General features: G+C 49.1%; 14 protein-coding genes. 4 read left to right on the top strand and 10 right to left on the bottom strand.

Annotated elements, in window-relative coordinates:
- The first annotated feature begins 57 nt into the window (after window positions 1-57).
- Window positions 58-1,890 (top strand): glycoside hydrolase family 97 protein, encoded by a 1,833-nt coding sequence (locus ACOZB4_RS18875; protein ID WP_379412459.1) that lies wholly within the window; start codon window positions 58-60, stop codon window positions 1,888-1,890.
- A 107-nt stretch (window positions 1,891-1,997) separates the two neighbouring features.
- On the opposite strand, the gene ACOZB4_RS18870 is transcribed toward ACOZB4_RS18875, so the two are convergent.
- From ACOZB4_RS18870 to ACOZB4_RS18835, 8 genes are all read right to left on the bottom strand, one after another.
- A complete protein-coding gene (locus tag ACOZB4_RS18870; RefSeq protein WP_379412456.1) occupies window positions 1,998-3,839 on the bottom strand; it encodes a cache domain-containing sensor histidine kinase in 1,842 nt (613 codons plus the stop codon).
- Entirely contained in the window at window positions 3,836-4,861 is a 1,026-nt protein-coding gene (locus ACOZB4_RS18865; RefSeq protein ID WP_100540505.1) for a response regulator, read from the bottom strand. The genes ACOZB4_RS18870 and ACOZB4_RS18865 overlap by 4 nt, the downstream gene beginning before the upstream one ends.
- Window positions 4,862-5,073: 212 nt before the next feature.
- Window positions 5,074-6,654 (bottom strand): extracellular solute-binding protein, encoded by a 1,581-nt coding sequence (locus ACOZB4_RS18860; protein WP_379412450.1) that lies wholly within the window; start codon window positions 6,652-6,654, stop codon window positions 5,074-5,076.
- Window positions 6,655-6,793: 139 nt separating this feature from the next.
- Window positions 6,794-7,666: a carbohydrate ABC transporter permease gene (locus ACOZB4_RS18855; protein ID WP_379412447.1), complete on the bottom strand. Its 873-nt coding sequence runs from the start codon at window positions 7,664-7,666 to the stop codon at window positions 6,794-6,796.
- A 16-nt stretch (window positions 7,667-7,682) separates the two neighbouring features.
- Window positions 7,683-8,633, bottom strand: a complete 951-nt coding sequence (locus ACOZB4_RS18850; RefSeq protein WP_098742239.1) for an ABC transporter permease — start codon at window positions 8,631-8,633, stop codon at window positions 7,683-7,685.
- A gap of 365 nt (window positions 8,634-8,998) precedes the next feature.
- The gene (locus ACOZB4_RS18845) at window positions 8,999-10,033 is read right to left on the bottom strand and encodes a glycoside hydrolase family protein (RefSeq protein WP_379412443.1); all 1,035 of its coding nucleotides are present in this window, start codon (window positions 10,031-10,033) and stop codon (window positions 8,999-9,001) included.
- A 6-nt stretch (window positions 10,034-10,039) separates the two neighbouring features.
- Window positions 10,040-11,851: an alpha-L-fucosidase gene (locus ACOZB4_RS18840; protein ID WP_379412440.1), complete on the bottom strand. Its 1,812-nt coding sequence runs from the start codon at window positions 11,849-11,851 to the stop codon at window positions 10,040-10,042.
- 308 nt (window positions 11,852-12,159) lie between these two features.
- Window positions 12,160-13,527 (bottom strand): helix-turn-helix domain-containing protein, encoded by a 1,368-nt coding sequence (locus ACOZB4_RS18835; RefSeq protein WP_379412438.1) that lies wholly within the window; start codon window positions 13,525-13,527, stop codon window positions 12,160-12,162.
- 297 nt (window positions 13,528-13,824) lie between these two features.
- Here ACOZB4_RS18835 and ACOZB4_RS18830 point away from each other — a divergent pair, with 297 nt between their 5' ends.
- Window positions 13,825-14,145 carry a helix-turn-helix domain-containing protein gene (locus ACOZB4_RS18830; protein ID WP_213645805.1) on the top strand — a complete coding sequence of 107 codons (321 nt, stop codon included), beginning with the start codon at window positions 13,825-13,827 and terminating at the stop codon, window positions 14,143-14,145.
- Between the two features lie 200 nt (window positions 14,146-14,345).
- On the opposite strand, the gene ACOZB4_RS18825 is transcribed toward ACOZB4_RS18830, so the two are convergent.
- Window positions 14,346-15,251 carry a DMT family transporter gene (locus ACOZB4_RS18825; RefSeq protein WP_379412434.1) on the bottom strand — a complete coding sequence of 302 codons (906 nt, stop codon included), beginning with the start codon at window positions 15,249-15,251 and terminating at the stop codon, window positions 14,346-14,348.
- 163 nt (window positions 15,252-15,414) lie between these two features.
- On the opposite strand from ACOZB4_RS18825, the gene ACOZB4_RS18820 reads away from it, so the two are divergent.
- Both ACOZB4_RS18820 and ACOZB4_RS18815 read left to right on the top strand, forming a co-directional pair.
- On the top strand, window positions 15,415-15,822 hold the full coding sequence (locus ACOZB4_RS18820; RefSeq protein WP_076322785.1) for a winged helix-turn-helix transcriptional regulator: 408 nt from the start codon (window positions 15,415-15,417) through the stop codon (window positions 15,820-15,822).
- Window positions 15,823-16,388: 566 nt separating this feature from the next.
- A complete protein-coding gene (locus tag ACOZB4_RS18815; protein WP_379412428.1) occupies window positions 16,389-17,852 on the top strand; it encodes an Msr family ABC-F type ribosomal protection protein in 1,464 nt (487 codons plus the stop codon).
- Window positions 17,853-18,164: 312 nt separating this feature from the next.
- Here the strand turns inward: ACOZB4_RS18815 and ACOZB4_RS18810 are convergent, their stop codons facing one another.
- A complete protein-coding gene (locus tag ACOZB4_RS18810; protein ID WP_379412525.1) occupies window positions 18,165-19,331 on the bottom strand; it encodes a dicarboxylate/amino acid:cation symporter in 1,167 nt (388 codons plus the stop codon).
- Window positions 19,332-19,428: the final 97 nt, after the last annotated feature.

Below are 19,428 nucleotides of genomic sequence, written 5' to 3'. Positions count from 1 at the left end.
ACAATGAGGCTGCAATGGATACGTCATTCTTGGAGCGACAAGGAAGGAGTTTCGTTTATGGATCATGAGCTATTCCAGTCTCTGTCAGCGCCGTTTCATGCACAGCTTCATTCACCTGACGGGAATCTGCATATCACGCTGGAACAGGAGCATAACGGCCCCCTTTTTTACACGGTGATGAACAATCGATATCGCGTTCTTGAAAGGTCGCCGCTCGGGCTGATCACCAACCAATACAAATTTCAGCAAGGCATCTGCATCCAAGGGGTTGAGCACAACACGATCACGGAGCGTTACGAGCTTGTGACCGGCAAGCAAAAATCGCAGTCTTACGAAGCAAACGAGTTGGTTCTTCTGACTTCGGTAGAGAATCATCAGGTGAGAATCCGTTTCCGCGCTTTTCAGGACGGCGTCGCATACCGGTATGAGCTGCAAGGAGAAGGGGATATTCGTTTCGAGAACGAGCTCTCCGGCTTCCATCTGCCGGAGGACCGAATGCTCAATGTCTGGGCTCAGCCATTCATGCGGTGTTATGAACGAACCTATGACCATGCCATGCCGGATCATCTTCGGGGAGGGCATTTCGGTTTCCCGCTGCTGGTCCAATCGGCAGGGGATCATTGGCTGCTACTGACTGAAGCAGCTGTGGACGGGGGTTATGGCGCCAGTCATCTCGCAGCGGATGAGCAAGACGGCCGGAAGCTCCGCATCGCTTACGCCCCGGATCAGGAAACGCCGATTGCCGCCAAGCTTCCGCTCTCGACGCCCTGGCGTGTCATGATCATCGGATCGCTCAGGGATCTGGTGTCTTCATCGGTAACGACTCACTTATGTCCTCCGCCCGTGCTGGAAGACACCTCTTGGATCTCTCCCGGCAGAGCGGCCTGGTCCTGGTACGCGGAAGGCGATTCCTGCGGCGATATGGACATTCAACGGCAGCATGTGGATTTTGCCGCCGAGATGGGATGGGAATACAGCGTTGTGGACGGCGGCTGGGAGGGTGTGCTGGATGCGCCTCAGCTCATCCATTACGCGAAGGCGCGCGGCGTCAGCATCTGGTTGTGGACGCATTATAAAGGGCTGAATACGAAGGAACTCCGTGAGGAGAAGTTACGCCTGTGGGCATCTTGGGGTGCCGTTGGCATCAAGGTCGACTTCTTCGACAGCGACAATCAAGAGACGCTCCAGGTCTATGATACCATTGCGGAATCCGCTGCCAGGCATCGGCTGATGGTCAATTTTCATGGATCCACCAAACCAAGCGGCGAGCACCGGACATGGCCTCACGTGATGACAAGAGAAGGCGTTTACGGTGCGGAATACTACCGGGCACAGAGTGAAGGGCCTAATGCGGTTCATCTCTGTACCTTGCCGTTTACGCGGAACGTGATCGGCTCCATGGATTTTACGCCGGTCACGTTCAGCAGGCGGACCACGACGACCCAAGGGCTTCAGCTGGCCCTGGCCATCCTCTTCGAATCCGGCATCCAGCATTATGCGGATGCGATCTCGGTATACGCCGATCATCCGGGCAAGCCGCTGCTGGCCGCCGTTCCAGCCGTCTGGGATGAAACACGGCTGCTGGAAGGTTATCCGGGTCGATTCGTTACGATAGCAAGACGATCGGGTACGGAATGGTTTGTCGCCTCCATCTGTGCCGCAGGAGGACGAGACGTCTATATTCCGCTGGATTTCCTTGAGGACCACCAAGCCTACCAAGCCGTGATCTATCAGGAACAGGCGGAAGCAGACGAATATCGATATCGTTCCGTTCTTCCTCCCATTGAAGTCCATACGGAAACGTGCTGCGCCAAGGATACCATCAAGATACGCCTCAAGGTGTATGGCGGCATTTCCATCCATCTCATGCCGCAAGTGGAGAACAAGTAAAGTCTATCATTCTTGCGAGAAAAGAAGGGGGAAGTCTCTGAAGGTTAACCTTCATTATCTCTTTAAAAACGTAAGGCCTGACCTCCAATCCGGAAGCAGGCCTTATGCTAAACACGCGGCGGACATGGCATGACCATGCGGATGGTAGTTCCTGTCCCCTCGCCCGTCGAGGTTACACGAAGTCCGTAACTCTCGCCGAATACCAGCTGAATCCGCCGATGCACATTCAGCAGCCCGATGCCTCCGGTACCGCTAAGGTTCAGGGAAGACTCAGGCCCACGATTCACATGGTCGTACTCGTAGGATAACCGTGCCGTAACCTCGCGTAGCTGTTCATCGGTCATGCCGATGCCGTTATCCGTCACGCTGACCCAGAAGGAATCATCATCGCACCCGGCAGCGATCATGATGTACTGCAATGCTTCGATGCCGTCCGGAAAGGCATGCTGGAATGCATTTTCAATTAAAGGCTGGAGCGTTAACCGCACCATTTTATATAGGAGCAGCTCATGGGGAACCTCAACCCGAAGATCAAACTCCAGATCGTGCCGATGCTTCATGATCGTCATGTAGTTCAAAACGTGCTTGAGCTCATTGGCGACCGTGATCTCCTCCAGCGACGTCAGCAAGGAGTACCGCATCATAAAGCCAAGAGAGGACACCATTTCGGTAATCTCCGATGAGCCTTCAACCTCGGCATAACACACGATGGTCTCCAGCGTGTTGTACATGAAATGCGGATTGATCTGGAGCTGAAGCGCCTGGAACTCGGCTTTTTGCCGTTCTATAATCGTCTTCTGCTGCTGCAGCTCGGTCTCGTATACCCGCTCGATTAGCTCCGACAGCCGGGTCACCATCAGATTGTACCGCTGCATCATTTCCGTCAGCTCGTCCTCGCGCTTAGGAAGCTCCAAGGGAATCCACCGCCCCTGCTCCGTCTGGCGCATCCCACGGATAATCGTCTGGATGGGCTGGGTAATGGAACGGGTGAAACGGTAAGCAAGCAGACAAGCAGCAATGAGGCTGATCAAGCCGATCGTCCAAACCGTAGAACGAATGCTGGCAATCGGTTTGCGCCACTCCTCCAGCGGCATCGAAGCAACCAGACGCCATCCGGAATAGGGGGACATCCGCGTCATGAACACCCTCTGCTCTCCATTGGCCGTCGTATATTTGAAGGATTCCTCGTCTGCGCCCATGATGGCGGCGGTCAGCTTCGGATCCTCGGCCGGAGACGAGGCTTCATGCTCCAGTCCCTCAGGCTGGTAGACGACATGGCCGCTGGCATCCGCGATATAGAAGTATCCCCGTTCGCCCAGATCAATTCCTTTCCAGAGGGAGGATAACTCCTGGGAACGCACTTCCATGGCCAGCACGCCTTTTTCCGCTGTGGAGGATAATCCCTTAATCAGTCTCGTCATGCGTACCACGCTGCCGCTGCGTCCAGGTATAATGCTCTCCGTGTGAATCATGAGACCGCTTTCATCTTTTGTGGTATTACGGAGATCCGTCAACTGCTTCGCCTTCTCCTCTGCACTGAATACCGGAGCCGTAAAATCAGAACCGAAGCTGTACGTGGCATTTCCGTTGTAAGACAGGAGATACATGGTCAGCAGCTCGGGCCCCCGGTCCATGAGGGGACGGAATACCGTATCCTTGATCGTTGAGCTGATGTGATAATACTCGTAATGATCCGCCGGGTTAGGCAAATCTACGAATTTCTTCAATTCCCGGTTGGTCAATAAGGAGATCATCGTACGGTCGTAGGATTTAATGTACAGATCGGTATGGTTCAAGGCATTCTGCACGATTTGCGACATATGCCGGTCCAACTGACGGTCCAGCTCAGCTGATGAGCGGGTGTAGGTAACAATGCCGATCAACAAGGAAGTCAGCACAATGATGGATACAAAGTACAGAAACAACTTGCGGTACAGTTTATTTTTCATCCGTTAAAGCCCAGCATCGTCCGATATTCCGTCGGCGTATGTCCCGTTACCTTCTTGAACATTTTCGTAAAATGGGGATAATCCTCGTAACCGACGTTCGCCGCCACGTCGATGATCCGCATATGCGGCAGGGCCAGCAGTTCCTTCGCCCGCTCCATTCGCCGGTGAATCCGGTACCTTACAAAGGTATCGCCCGTCATCTTCTTAAACATCGCGCTAAAATACGTCGGCGTATAACCGGCCATCTCCGCTACTTCCTCCAGGGTGATCTCCTCGGATAGATGCGTGTCGATATACGATTTCACTTCATCCAGCGGATTCTTGAAATTCCCCCACCGCTGCGTCACCAGATCCGCGGTCATCTGCTTGACCCTTAACTCAAATTCGTTCAACAGCTGCTCCTGCACCGTGTGGTGACCGATCGGTTCAATCACCGAAACCTCCATATACCCCTTCGAGACGAGACGACGGAAAATCATGCCCACCGCGTCATCCAGCAGCTGCTGAAGCTGTGGGACGCTGAGTCCCGCCGCTTGCAGATGCGCTCTCCAATCGACCAACAGCCGATCGAGCTGTTCGGTCTGCAGCATCCAGATCTCCTGCCCGATATTTTCAATCCAATCAACATAGGAAGCCAGCGAGACAATGCCTTTATTGCGGTGTTTCACAATCGCGTCAAAGGTTTGGTGCAGCACCACGCCGGTAACCGGCTTTAGCAGATAATGCTTCACCCCGTAAGCCAGACATTGCTGCGCATATTGGAATTCGCCATAACCCGATATGACGATAATTTGAATGTGCCCGTACAACTCATGAAGCTCCTGACACAGCTCCAGTCCGCCCATTCGGGGCATCCGGATATCGGTCAGCAGTACATCCGGCTCGAATTCCTTGATCAGGGAGAGCGCATGCTCACCGTTCACGGCCGTGTCAATGGCATCAAACTGCAGACGGTAGGTCTCCGCCATCTTGACCAGCCCTCTTCGGATTACAGGCTCGTCGTCAGCAATAAGCAACCGCATATCATTTTAGCCTCCTGTATGTAGAAGATTAAGGTATGAGGCAAACATCGAATGGAACAAGAAGGTATCCGCAGCGGATACCTGTGATGGTAAGACCGGCGGATACCTTGATTTTTCATCCTTCGCTCATTTGGGTTAAACGCTTACATATCGGATCTATTGTACACGATATATGGAACAAACAGGAGATGCCCTACTTCCTATCTTGGATATTATCTCGTGCGGTCTACGACGTTCTCCTTGTTCTTCCAACGCTCCGTCGCTTCCTTGATGATCTCATCCCCGCCCTTGGCACGGTATTCCTCCAGCACCTTCGGCCAATCGGAGATCGGCTGCTTGCCATAGATCATCTTCACCATGCTGTCCAGGATGAATTTAGGTCCCGTATCTCCGGTCGAAGCCAGATCCGGGAACTTGGAGAAGCTGTTCAGATTCGCCATGAACGTAATACCGCCGCGGCCTTCATTGCTCAGCACATCGCTGAAAGCCTTGATCACGTCCTGGCCATCCTTGGTAAGGGCCGTCTGCTTCTTATTATAGGTCAGCTCATGAACGAACCACAGCTGGTTGGCTCGGAAGCCCGCTTCATCCACCTCTTGTTTGGTCACTGGCCATTTATAGTTGATATTCCCGTTCTCCATTGTGTAATTCTCGCCTTCAATCCCGAAGGAGAAGAACATATCGGCTTCCTCCGTCAGCATCCAATCCAGGAATTTAATGATTTCGATGGCTTTCTCTTTTCCCACCTTGTTATTGATATAGTACGTGGTCGATACCGAACTGTATAAGCCGAGTCCGCCCTTGCCGTCCGGTCCGGTCGGGGATGGGTAAATATCCACCTTCATCGAAGGATCCACTTCCTTCAGCTTGGTGCGGAACCCGATCAGCCCCTCGCCGTTGGAGGCCCACATCCCGGATTTGCCGGCATTGATATTGCGTCCGTAATCTTCTTGAGAGAGCGAAGCGAAATCCTTCGGGATCAGACCCTCATCGTACATCGTCTTATACGTCTGGAGCGCATTGGTCATGTTCTCGACATCGAAGAATTTCGGTACGACCTCCCCATTCAGCTCCATGAACTGGAACGGCAGCACATCGTATGCCCCAAGGAAAGTATCCGCATATTTAAAACCCTCACGGTACTGGTATGGGTGCTCTACACCCAGCTTCTTAAAGGCACGCAGCATATCCAGGTACTCTTCGACGGTCTTAGGCGCTTCCTTGATGCCGGCCTTCTCCATGAGATCCGTGCGAATGAATGTGGCGCGGCGCGACGGATTTTCCAGCCAGGCCGGGATGCCGTAGATTTTGCCGTTATAGGATACTTCTTCCCACGCGGCTGGGGTGACCATCTTCATCAAATTCGGAGCATGTTCCTTGAGGAGATCATCTAGCGGCATGAACACCCCGGCTTCCACCGAGCCTGACATGGACCCTGTTGTTGGACCTCCCCGCATATTTCCCACAACGTCCGGGATTTCATTGCCTGCAAACATCAGACTCATCTTCTGATCAAATTCCTTGTGGGACATCAAGCGGATATCGAGATCCGTGTTTGTCATCTCTTCCAGCATCAGCACCCATTTGTCCTTATTGATATCGGGTGACGATTCGATGTAGGTGTTGCCGCCCGTGGAGAAAGAAATCGAGAAGGCCAGCTTGCTCGAGTCTGTACCTTGCTTCGTTTCTTCCGGCTTGGGACTGACAGTTCCTTCTTCCGGTTTCCCCCCGCATCCAGCGAGCAGTGACATCATCATGACGCTGATCAGTAAGACCGTCCAATTTTTTTTCATCAACCTCTCCCCTTTTTCACAAAAATAGACAAGTGGCTCATTCATGAGGTAAGCGCTTTCGTTAAATCCATTTCATCGTAGCTCATAACCCTCATATGCAGTATTGGCGTTCTTATTATGGGATTGTGTTCTTTTACGATCAAGATTTGATCGAACCGATGAGCATGCCCTTAATAAAATATTTCTGCAGGAACGGGTAGACCAGGATGATCGGCAGCGTAGCGATCACAATCGTGGCCATCTTAATGCCCTCCGGGGACATATTCGCCAGATTCTCAAACGTGGTGTCCATCTCTCCCATCTGATCGGTAATGACGATCTCTCTCAGACGAACCTGGAGCGGAAACAGCTGACGGCTATTGATATAGTATAGAGCGGACGAGTACGAATTCCAATGCGCAACGGCGTAAAACAATCCCATCGTTGCCATGACCGGCTTGGACAAAGGCAGCACGATGCTCGATATGATCCGCAGCTCCCCGCACCCGTCGATCCGGGCCGAATCAATAATTTCGTTCGGCAGATTCATGAAGAACGAGCGCATAATGAACAGATTGTACGCGCTGATCGCGCCCGGAATAATCAGGGCCCATACCGTATCCAGCATGTTCAGCGATTTAATGAGCAGATAATTCGGAATCAGGGGCGCACTGAAAATAAAGGTGATCAGCACAAGCATGAGAATGACTTTTCGTCCCCGATATTCATTGCGCGACAGCGGATAGGCCAGCGAGGCCGTTGCAATCAGGTTAATCCCGGTCCCCACGATAGTCACGAATACACTGATCAGAAAGGAACGCCATACGGAAGTATCGTTCAAGACGATTGCATAGTTGGAGAGCGTAAACTCAACCGGCCACAGGCCAACGTCTCCCCGTGAAATGGCCACATCACTGCTGAGCGATTGTGCCGCAACGTGCAGAATCGGGAATATCATGGCAGCCGACACAACGGCCAGGAAGATAAAGTTGAAAATTTCGAATACGGATTCACCTTTTGATCTTTTTATCATGTTTTCGGTCACCTGCCTAGTATAAGGAATTTCCGGTCGTTTTGCGGCTTATGGCGTTTCCGCCCACAATGAGCAGCAGCCCGATGAGAGATTTGAACAGCCCGATGGCCGTGGTGTAGCTGTACTGCTGTCCGAGCAGACCGACGCGGTAAATGTATGTATCCAGAATGTCGCCCTTATTCTCGTTCAAGGCATTCAGGAACACAAACACCCGCTCAAACCCGAAATCAAGGAAATTGCCGATGTTCAGCAGGAACAGAATCATAATCGTTGGCAGAATCGACGGAATCGTTATCGCCAGAGTCTGGCGCCACCGGTTTGCGCCGTCTACGCGTGCAGCTTCATACAGGTCCGGATTGATCCCGGCCAGCGCCGCCAGGTAAATGATCGTCCCCCATCCCGCTTCCTTCCAAATGCCGGAGCCGATCAGAATGCTGCGAATATAGCTTTCCTCACCAAGGAAGTAAATCGGTTCGAGTCCCACCCACATCAGAATCTGATTCATGATGCCCGTGGTCGGAGACAGAATGCCTACCGCAATCCCACCGATAATGACCCAGGACAGAAAGTGCGGCATGTAGATAACGGTTTGCAGCACCCGCTTGTACAGGACAAGACGAATCTCGTTCAACAGCAAGGCCAGAATGATCGGGATTGGAAAAGCAAATACGATGCTGTACATCCCGATCAGAAGGGTGTTCCAGAAGATCCGCAGAAACTCTTCGTACTGAAACATGCGATAGAACTGATCCAGCCCCACCCATGGGCTTTCCCATATGCCTTTGAATAAGTTGTACTCCTGAAAAGCCATGGCGCTGCCAAATAAAGGGACATATTTAAATACCAAAAAATAGAGGATGCCCGGAATCGAGATGAGGTATATCGCCTTGTACTTGCGAAAGCTGGATAACCATTCCCGGCTCCGCGCTGACGGTGTTAGCCGCGTGCTTGGGTTGATGTTCGCCATAAGGACCTCCCGTTGTAAGTTTTCCTTCGTATTCATCGTATAAGCGGAGGGCCTTGCCAACAATGGTGGCATTTGTTTGTCGATGTGTTTTTTTACGATTGTGTATAAGATGGGGGATTTGAGGCGGAATAGAGAAAAAAGCCCTTCTGCTAGCATGGTCTATCCGGCCATGGTAAGCGGAAGAGCTATGGGGGAAGTGAGCGAAGAAGTAAAACGCTGCCGTACATGAGAGCATGGGCCGCTGAGAGTAATAGGCATTTCTCACCGCGCGTTCTCCCCATACATGGTGCATGCATTGCATGACGGTGGTCGACCTTCCGTTTTTGGTGCTGTTTATCATGCTTCGAGTCGGATATGGATCGCTCTTATTCGTCGTCGTTCTCCGTAATCTCCCGAATCGGAATCGCCATGTTCCAGGTCTCCGTACAATCGTAAAACCCGCGGCTCCCGTCTGAAGTCGCAGCAAACATCCAAGCCGGACGACCGTCCTCCATGAGCAAAAACGGGCGTTCGAGGTTACCCATCAACCGTTCCGTGCCATCGTCCCACCGTACTCTGCGAGAGTACACGGGTTCCCCTGGTTTGGTTGTCATCTTCCACTGTTCCCCGTTCGCTGACCACGCATGGACTCCGCTATAGCGCTCCCCGCAGATGGAGCCGTCCATGTCCTTGGCAATCATTTCGTACCCGCGTGCCGTACGCCAAATGAAGGGGTCTTCAATATGAATCGCTGGGGGAAACAGCGGTTCAGGCTGACGGGTGTAAGGACCGTACACCGATTCGGCGCAGGCCAAGCCCAACTGCATGTTGCCATAGGAATGCCCTTCATAGGGACGAGATTTATAGATGAGCTTCACCGAACCGTCCTCATGAACACAGGGGGCAGGATTAGACACCAAGAAGCTGTCAAAATGATTCGGACGCGGCAACAGAACCGGATGGTCCCTCCGTGTCCAAGGGCCGGTTATGGAAGGAGCGGTCGCAACCCCGATCCGTTTGTTCGCCCTGGCAACCACGACGAGCGGATCATTCGGAAGCAGCGGCTCCCCTTCTTCAGGGAGGGGAAACGGAAACGTCGTGCCCATGTAATAGAGGACGTATGAGCCCTCAACCTTCACGATATGCGAGTTGTGCACGCTGCATCCGTCCCAATAGGCCGGAGATCTGGCCCCGAGTACCGTCTCCTCGTATACATACGGTCCGGCCGGATGGTCGGAGACCGCACGGACAATTTCCGAGGCCGCAAGCCAGCCGGGATGCATGGGCAAAGATTTCGGCCAGCGCGAAGCAAACATATGGTACCGGCCATCCTCACCCTTGATGACGCTGCCGCACCATATCCAGTAACCCAGCATTCGAAAGCCTCCTGCAACCGGTGCGGGATCAAATACGATTTTCATGAATCATCACACCCTCTCTATTGGCAGTAGCGTAACCTTGCGCAAGTTCATTAAAGAATCAGAAACCAGCAATAGTCCCCGTACTTCAAGACGATGTACGCCTGCCGAGAGAATGGTCAGTTGACCCATTTCAAATTCTCCCCAGCATCCGTCCCCACCCGTATCGTAAGCGGTACAAGTCAGCTTTTGTCCATCCAGAGACAACTCATAACGTCCTCCTGCCTGATCCGCTCCGGCGGCCAAGGTGACGATCACTCGGCACTGGACGGGCACTTCTTCCTCCGAACGGAACGTCCATTGAACAGCTGCATTTGGTGAGGTCCAACCGGTAACACCATCATGACCACGTTTTCCATTATCGTATCGCAGGCCATCGCCCTCGATAATGCCATCATAAGCCCAGAACGTATTCGCCATCTGGGATATGAACCTAGGAGTGAGATTCGTCTCCAGCGCTCCATCCAGCTTCAGCTCAACCACAGTCGAATAGGCGTCCTGAGGTACCGAACGCACATCAATCTGCCAGTCCCACGGCCCAAGCTTTCGGAACGGCAGGTGGCCCACCTTCGCCTTTGCTCCGATAGGCCTCGCATATTGAACTCCGCTAGCGAGACCAGGCAGGATCAAGAAACCGTCCTGAGGCCATTCTCTCACCAGCAGGTACAAGAGATTCTCATCCGGCTTCCATGTGCAATAACCCCACTGTGGCGTACCGATCGGACTGCCGCTCGTGCCGTATATCGCCTCGCCGTTCCGTTCCAAGAAGCTGCCCACCGTCTCCAGCAGGCTTCTCGACGTATCGTCAATCGCTCCGTCTCCGAGCGGCCCGACATTCAGTACCAGATTACCGTTTGTGGCTGCCACGCGCAGCAGCTGTTCGATCAATTCGTCCGGACTCTTCCAATGGTCATCGTCATATCGGAACCCCCAGGAATCATTCAGCGTATGAATCGATTCCCAGTCCCGCTGCACCGGGTGGAACCGGAGCTGGTTATCATGCGGATTGCCGTAATCCGCAAATCGGTCATCCCGCAGCCGCTTGTTAATCAAGCAATCCGGCTGCAGCCGGCGTACCAGATCATAGAACCACACGGCATGCTCGTCGCTGATCTTATGACCGCAATCAAACCACATCAACCCAATCGGGCCATAGTCGGTCAGCAGCTCCTCTACTTGAGGAAGAGCTTTCTCGTGAAGGTAACGTTCGAAGCGTTCCCGCTTATCGTCATCTTCGATCCATTCCTCCAGTTGATCCCATGCGCCGATATTCCCCGGGTAATCCAGCGTGTTCCCCTGCGAATCCGGGTGATGCCAGTCCATGGCATGGGAATAATAGATTCCCAGGCGAATCCCCTCCGCTTCGCAGGCCTCTGCCAGCTCCTTGATCGGATCTCTCGGAAAATGAGCATGACGAGTAATCGAATAATCGCTGACCTTGGAATCGTACATCGCAAACCCATCATGATGCTTGGCCGTCACGATAACATATTTTGCTCCGGACCGCTTGGCCAGCGCAACCCATTCATGCGCATCGAAAGCCTCCGGGTTCATCCCGGCTGCGGCCTCCGCATACTCGGTCACCGGAATCTCTCCCCTTAACTGAATATGCTCCGCATAATTCGCATCCACACGTTCGCCGTTCCACATCCCGCCCAGCATCGAATACGGCCCCCAATGGACAAAAAGCCCAAACCTTGCTTCTCTCCACCATGCTATCCGATGGTTACGATCATGATCGGTTACCCGCTTATCGCTTATGAGAGCATCCGACCTTCCCTGCTCCAGTCCTGCCCCATCCATATATTCATCCCGCTTCATACACGCCCTCCTCACTCGCTTGCCATCGACTGCAAGTTCTTTGCTTTCATTATAGAAGTAACGTCTTGGGGGCCTCTTTGTTTTTTTGAGTTGGGGTTGTGTTTTGTTGAGGTGGGCGGGGCAACCCGGACCCATGAATATGATCCTATCTGGGTGTAAGAACAGTTGGAGAAGCCGCTGAAATAATGAACAGAAAAAAACCAAGCATTTAGGGGGCATTCCCTTTGAATGCTTGGGTTTTATTATCATCCATTCATGTGCTTTTAGTCCAAGCACTCTACTATACCCACCAAATTACCTTATGGGAATTACCAACCGTAAAGACCACGATACTCCAACTGTTCCCATAAATCATTGTATCGTTGCTGAGCTGCATCAGATACTTCTTGTCTGAATTGTTCAAATAATTTTACACATTGCAGTGTCGCATTTTCATTGCGAATTTCAATAGCGGACGCAAGCCCATCTAAAGCACTTTTAGCTCCCTCATCATATCTTCCTTTTATAAAATAATAACGTGACAGTTCAGCCTGCAATCGCACATATCGCTCTGCCCTTACTAAATAATTATATGTACCGTCATTCTTTTGACTTAATGATACAATATGATCTTCAAACTTTAATAAAACATGATCTATATTGAATTGAAAACGATTAGCAGCTTGAACAATCTTGGTTAACGCAGGCAGAATCTCATCTTCTTTCGTTTCAATAAATTCCACATATTCATCAATAATTTCAAAATCACCCATCATTACCTTATATAAATATGTATTCGCTATAGCCCACATTTTAAAATTATCCTTAATTGCAAGTGCTTCTTCCGAGTCCTCTTTAACCCAGCTCAAGTCAGAATATAACGTCACATATCGTAATGCCTGCTCATACTCACCACGCTCATCACAGACAGCTGAACACATCAAATATGAATAAATAATATATAGAAACAATGGCTTTTGGGGTTCTTTATCATGATGATAGCGAATGCCTTCATATTTAAAAGCATATTGAATTTTTGCCTTTCGCCCCATTTCTTTAGCCAACATATCAACCTTACTCCAATGGCGCAGAGAGCAGAATACATTGGCCAAATCTTTTAGTGCATCAAGCTGATCCACTTCATCTAAACGTTCGACAAATTCCTCAAATTTGGTGGCTGCCCGAAGGTTTTTTTCCTGATCATGACCTAACGAGATTGTAAACAATCGGTAATGACATAGAGCTAACCGTTCGGAATGTTGATATTTCTCACATTCAGCTACTGATTCGTAAATAATTGCGGCAGCTGAATTTTTACCCTGATTAAACAAATCCTCTGCTATGTCAAAAAGCATCGGCACATAAGCTAGGTTATCCGTCATGTATCGAACAACCTTCTGAATTAACTCCAGCTTATCCAGTTCGGCACAGCGGTACAAAAACGGCTTTAGTCTTCTCCAATTCAGCGGATAAGCAAAACATTCATCCGCATATAGCTCATAAAAGCTGCCTTCGGGAAGTCCCATGGCCGATACCATTCGATCTAATTGCTGCATAGCAATGGGGCGTACACCCTTAATAATAGTGCTTAACGTCCCTGAGTTTATTTTTGATAGTTCCGCAAATTGATTTATAGTTAATCCCGTCTTTTTCAGGTGAATATCCAATTCTGATCGTATCGTGGTTGTATGTATCAATTCAACAACCTCCAATAAAAATATCCGTATTCGGAACATCCATAATTTAGTATGTCTCTATAGTAATAGTATAAATGAGTCCAACACCTGTCAAATAATGCTTAAAGTTAGTATTGCACACATAACTCACTTTGCTAAAAGAAAATCTTTTGCAATCACCCGCCATACTTGAATATATTTACAATTTAACATATGAAACTTTTAAGGACAATAATTAATATATAATGAAACTTTTAGTGACTCCAATATTAACTACCTTTTGTCTACACTTCTTATATAAGAGGAGTCGATACATATATGGATAAATCGGTTGCAGAGAGATTGGGAATTGCTATACGAGAAATAAGAAAAAACCAGAACTTAACTCAAGAGGAGCTTGCCGAAAAAATCGGGTCCTCGTTTAGCTATATAGGCAGGCTGGAAAGAGGAGAAGGCAATTTCACTATACAAACTCTCGAGAAAATTACAATAGCGCTAAACATCGACTTCTTTGACTTTATGTCATTAGGTAAACAAGATAATGAGATCATACTTGAAATTAATTCGCTGCTATTGCAGCAGGATGAAGATAGCCAATTAAAAGGATTAAACATCCTAAAAGAGTTGTATCGGAAATAAAGAATGAACATTACAAAAGATATCTATCTTCCTATACGATTCTTTTGAGTCAGCATTTCAATGCCATAACTAACTCCTGATTATACGGGAGTTTTTTTATTTGTTTACCGAATTAAATAAATGAACAAAAAGAAAGAGCTTGTTTTGAAAAGGATTGATCAAAACAAGCTCTAATATTCATTGAATCAAATTCTCTAAAACTATTCCGTTTGTTCTATCATTTTTCCCTTCGTTTGTTTGATGCGAAAATTTCCTGACAAGTACAATCCGAAAAGCACAACGATGGTGGCTACGACCGAGTACCACGTAAGCGGTTCACCCAGGATGATGGCTGCTAGGATATAGCCCGCGACAGGATTTAAAAGTAGCCAGTTGTTTGCTTTAACGGCATCTTGTTTCAGTAAATAAAACCAAAGACCCATACTAAAAATGGAGAGACCGAAGACGGACCAGATCAAGTATTCGACTAGATGCGCGTCCACATTGACCGGATTTCCAGACTCTAGGAAGAGAGCCGGAATCATAATAATAATGCCGCCAATGAATACCTGCCAAGCGTTGATCACAAGATTAGGCAACTGAAGATTGGCCTTTTTAAAGACGAGGCTTCCAACAGCCATCGAAACCATAGCCAAAACAAGTAATAAAATGCCGCTTAAGGAGGCATGACTGTTTGCCAATGATGGGTAGGTTGCGATGAATAGACCTATGGCAGAAACAGCCATACCCATCCATTCATTTGCACGAATGTTTTTCCCCATGAAGATTAGGGAAAAAAGCGCAAAAACAAAAGGATTTATAGGTAAAAAGAGATTGAATATCCCGGCGGAAATGGTTCGAAGCGCTAAGTTGCCTAGACCCACAAACAACGAGGTATTTAGCAAACCCAGAAGCAGTAGAACGCCCCACTCTCTTTTGTTAGGTAAAGGGTATTTCCCCTTTCTAAATCCATAAATAAAGACCAGTAGCAGCACCCCGGCGATCAGAAAACGTAATGTCGCTAATGTTAATGGAGACGCTGAGAGCAGACCAATTTTCATGATAATGGCCCCCGAAGAATATAAAACCGTAAAAAGTAACCCAATGAACAACCCTTTCAAATTCATGACTCAACATCCTTCTCTCTGTTCATTTTGTGTCTTTCGAACCTTGCCCAAATGAGTTGAACTTAACATGGGTTTTATAATAGAATATATATAAGCATTTGAGAAGTACGCATAATTTTATTATATAGTATTAATTATTGAACTATTGGGAGGGATAAGGGGTTTGAGCGATCGTAAACATAAGAACCATGTGATTCCAAGTACAGAAGGGTGTCCTGTTGAAACAACTCTGGAAGTTATCGGGGGAAAATGGAAGGGTATTATTCTCTATCACCTCATTGAAGGTCCGAAAAGATTTAGTGAATTCCGCCGTCTCTACCCGGCCATTACGCAGTTCATGCTCACGCTGCAGCTTCGGGAGCTTGAGCGGGATGGCATTATTCATCGCGAAGTATATAAACAGGTACCGCCTAAAGTGGAATATTCGCTTACTGAATTCGGAAAAACATTGGAACCGATCATTTTATCCATGAAGAGTTGGGGAGCAACTTATAAAAATAGAATTGTTGATATTCGTTTACAATCGCAGGATCCTGAAGAGGATGGTCAAAATAGCCAGAGCGATGGCTAAGCGACCTATTAAAAATCCAGAATCAGAAAATACAATTCAAAACCAAGCACCCTTTTCAACAACAGGTCAAGTTCTTCTAGCGATCTAAGGGTCTGCTCACATCTACTCGTTATTGTGGCTGCACTCTATTGTATTGACAGGTATAGCAGCCAATGTTACGATTCAATGTATCATTTATGAGGAGGCTCGTGATCTATGTTACATTCCATGCGTATAAGATAAGTTGGCAATAAAAAAGCGGATTTTCCAACCACAAGTGTGGGCTTTTTTTGAGCTGCTTATTTCCTGCGTATGTAGACATAGATTGCGACATGGTAGCTTTTTTGCTATGCCTTTGTATCGCCATCTTCTCTCGTTATCCATGCAGATTTAAGCCCCATTGTGGACTCGGATCTGTATTTTTTATTGCCAAAAAACAGCCGGACGATAAAAAATACAGAAAATAAATATGAAAAGGGGCAGATCTTATGAGATCCATGCATTGGTACTTCTTTATTTAAACCTCTCTTCTTCAATCGCAGGCGATCCTGCGAACAGAAACTGCGATTTTTGAAGGAGGAAACCATATGGAATTATTGATAAAAGCAAAAGATATGGTCGTGGAATATTCGGGGCGCGATGTTCTGGACATTGATGGACTGGAGCTTTACGACTATGACCGAATCGGTCTGGTTGGTGCGAACGGAGCAGGAAAAAGCACACTGCTAAAAGCCCTGCTGGGGGAAATTCCTTTGTCCCATGGTACAGTCATTCGGGAAGGCAACTTCAGTTATATTCCCCAATTGGATGATGTCATGGTACAAGAGATTCAAGATTACGCTTTAATCGGCAAGCTGGGAATTGAGAGCTGTGAAGCGGAGAATATGAGCGGCGGTGAAGAAACACGGCTAAAAATAGCCCAGGCCCTCTCCGGAGAAGTGCACGGAATTTTTGCCGATGAACCGACGTGTCACCTGGATCGGGATCGCATAGACTTTCTGATCCACCAGCTTAAATATTTTTCCGGCGCCTTGCTCATCATCAGTCACGACCGTTATTTCCTTGACCAAGTCGTCGACAAGATCTGGGAGTTGAATGAGGGGAAAATCACGGAGTACTGGGGCGGATATTCCGATTACTTGCGTCAGAAGGAAGAGGAACGGCATAGCCAGGCTGCAAAATATAAGCAGTTTACTGCGGAACGGGAGCGGCTGGAGAAAGCCATTACTGAAAAGCTTAACCAAGCTCGAAAAGTGGATCAAAAGGCCAAGGGCGCTTCACGAAAAAACAGCTCCGAAAGCGGAGGCCGCCTGGCTCATCAAAAATCGACGGGCAGCAAACAGAAAAAGCTCCATAATGCCGCTAAAAATATGGGGCATCGAATCGAAGCGCTTGGTGAGGTGAAACCCCCTGAAGCCATGCGATCCATCCGTTTTCGGCAAAGCAAAGCCTTGGAGCTTCATCATCCGTTTCCGATTACCGGGAAAGACATCTACAAACAGTTTGAGGGCAAGGAGATTTTCGAGGAGGCCTCCTTCCAGTTTCCATTGGGTGCCAAGATCGCAGTCACCGGTGCGAATGGATCTGGCAAAACGACGCTTCTCAAGATGATACTCCATCGTGAACATGGTATTTCCGTATCCCCTAAAGCGGAAATCGGTTATTTTTCCCAAACGGGGTACAAGTTTGACCGTGATCAGGGGGTTATGGAGTTCATGTTGGAAGACAGTGATTATGAGGTATCGGAAATTCGAGCCGTTCTGGCATCGATGGGATTTTCTCAGCAGGACGTACGCAAGGCATTATCCGTGTTGAGCGGCGGAGAAATCATGAAATTGCAGCTTGCCAAAATGCTGTTAGGACGGTACAACATCCTGCTGATGGATGAACCCAGCAATTTTCTGGATCTTCCTGCGGTGGAAGCGCTAGAACAATTGATGAAGAACTATGCGGGAACGATCATTTTCATTTCGCACGATACCCGTTTGATAGAGAATGTAGCCGATACCGTATATGAAATCGAGGACAAAAAAATCATTCAGAGGGCTTAAGACAGCACTTCGTGATATGATCAAATAGGGCACCCATATGGGTGCCCTATTTCAGTTGCCCCAATGGCCACTGGCGAATCTCAAACAGCCCGTCCTATCCAAGTCCTTCGAAAACATCGCGCAAACTTATGAACCGATTGAATACAACGGTGGTGCGGCTGAGCAGCTTTGCTCAAATGATGGGCAGCCACCTCTCCGACTGTGTTGCTACTTGCCCATCTTTTCGGAAATGGGCAGGCTTCCGCCTGAACTCATATAGATTGCTGGATCCTGACCGTCCGCGATGCAAAGTAGTAATCCGCGCTACATTATTTACGCAGGCTCAGATTTGCTCACGCGGTCCGTGATCACTGCGATTGCTCCATCTCCGGTTACATTACAAGCCGTTCCGAAGCTGTCTTGCGCAATATAGAGGGCGATCATGAGCGACGTCAGCGTTGTATCGAAGCCCAGCATGGACTCCAGCAATCCGAGTGCTGCCATGACGGCACCTCCAGGGACTCCTGGAGCGGCAACCATCGTAATGCCCAGCATCAGAATAAATGGGAACATCATGCCGAGGGAAGTTGGCATCCCCGTCAGCAGCATCACGGCCATCGAGCAGCTTACCAGCGTAATCGTGCTACCGGATAGATGTATGGTTGCGCACAGAGGGATGACAAAATCAGCGACCTTCCCGCTGACCCCGTTCAGCTTGGTTTGACGCAGCGTAACCGGAATGGCAGCGGCAGAAGACTGCGTACCTATCGCCGTAAAATAAGCCGGCAGCATGTTCTTCAGCATGGCAAACGGATTCTTGTGCGCGACTTGCCCCGCAACCAAGTATTGTATGATCAGGAACAGCACATGCAGGATAATGATCATAATGAATACTTTGGCAAAGACCGACAGGATCGTGGTCACTTGCCCGCCATAGGTTAAGTTGGCAAACACGCAGAGGATATGATACGGCAGCAGCGGAATGATGATCGAGGCGATCAGCTTCTCCACAATCTCCCGGAAATCAACCATGACCTTCTGCAAGGTTTGTCCCTTGATTACAGCCGCTCCCAGCCCAAGTGTAAAGGCTAGCAGTAGAGCAGTCATTACCCCGAATACAGGCGGCATGTCAACTTTAAAAAAAGGCTCCAACAGCGCCTCTTCCGGATTGGCGTAGGAATTAACCAGACCACCAACCTCCAACATATACGGATACAATAGCGTCGCTGCCAAGAACGCCAACAGCCCCGCGATAACAGTGGAGAGATAAGCAAGGCCCGTGGTCACGCCCAGCAGGCGACCGGCCCCTCTTCCGAGCTCCCCGATCCCGGGAGCAATGAATCCGATGATAATTAAAGGTATGGCAAAACCAAGAAAGTTTCCAAACAACCCGCTAAAGGTAGCTAATCCGGCAACCAGCCATTGCGGTGAGAACGATCCGATTGCAATGCCGAGCAAAATGGCTATAAGGATTTTCGGCAGCAAACCGAGTTTTTTCATGTTCATGCTGTTATCACCCACAGATCTTATTTTCGTTTTTTGTCCACTCCAAACGGACATAATCCATTGGACATGGAATGAACAAACTTTATCATAT

Source organism: Paenibacillus sp. NPDC058898 (genome assembly GCF_049316025.1).
GTDB lineage: Bacteria > Bacillota > Bacilli > Paenibacillales > Paenibacillaceae > Paenibacillus_AQ.
The sequence above is the reverse complement of the archived record's forward strand: the minus strand, read 5'-3'. Positions and strand labels throughout refer to the sequence as shown.

Coding starts and splice junctions, on each gene's coding strand:
- ACOZB4_RS18830 (WP_213645805.1), top strand. CDS start 13,825: ATGGATAAATCGGTTGCAGAGAGATTGGGAATTGCTATACGAGAAATA.
- ACOZB4_RS18855 (WP_379412447.1), bottom strand. CDS start 7,666: ATGATAAAAAGATCAAAAGGTGAATCCGTATTCGAAATTTTCAACTTT.
- ACOZB4_RS18870 (WP_379412456.1), bottom strand. CDS start 3,839: ATGAAAAATAAACTGTACCGCAAGTTGTTTCTGTACTTTGTATCCATC.
- ACOZB4_RS18850 (WP_098742239.1), bottom strand. CDS start 8,633: ATGGCGAACATCAACCCAAGCACGCGGCTAACACCGTCAGCGCGGAGC.
- ACOZB4_RS18865 (WP_100540505.1), bottom strand. CDS start 4,861: ATGCGGTTGCTTATTGCTGACGACGAGCCTGTAATCCGAAGAGGGCTG.
- ACOZB4_RS18840 (WP_379412440.1), bottom strand. CDS start 11,851: ATGAAGCGGGATGAATATATGGATGGGGCAGGACTGGAGCAGGGAAGG.
- ACOZB4_RS18815 (WP_379412428.1), top strand. CDS start 16,389: ATGGAATTATTGATAAAAGCAAAAGATATGGTCGTGGAATATTCGGGG.
- ACOZB4_RS18875 (WP_379412459.1), top strand. CDS start 58: ATGGATCATGAGCTATTCCAGTCTCTGTCAGCGCCGTTTCATGCACAG.
- ACOZB4_RS18825 (WP_379412434.1), bottom strand. CDS start 15,251: ATGAATTTGAAAGGGTTGTTCATTGGGTTACTTTTTACGGTTTTATAT.
- ACOZB4_RS18860 (WP_379412450.1), bottom strand. CDS start 6,654: ATGAAAAAAAATTGGACGGTCTTACTGATCAGCGTCATGATGATGTCA.
- ACOZB4_RS18845 (WP_379412443.1), bottom strand. CDS start 10,033: ATGAAAATCGTATTTGATCCCGCACCGGTTGCAGGAGGCTTTCGAATG.
- ACOZB4_RS18810 (WP_379412525.1), bottom strand. CDS start 19,331: ATGAAAAAACTCGGTTTGCTGCCGAAAATCCTTATAGCCATTTTGCTC.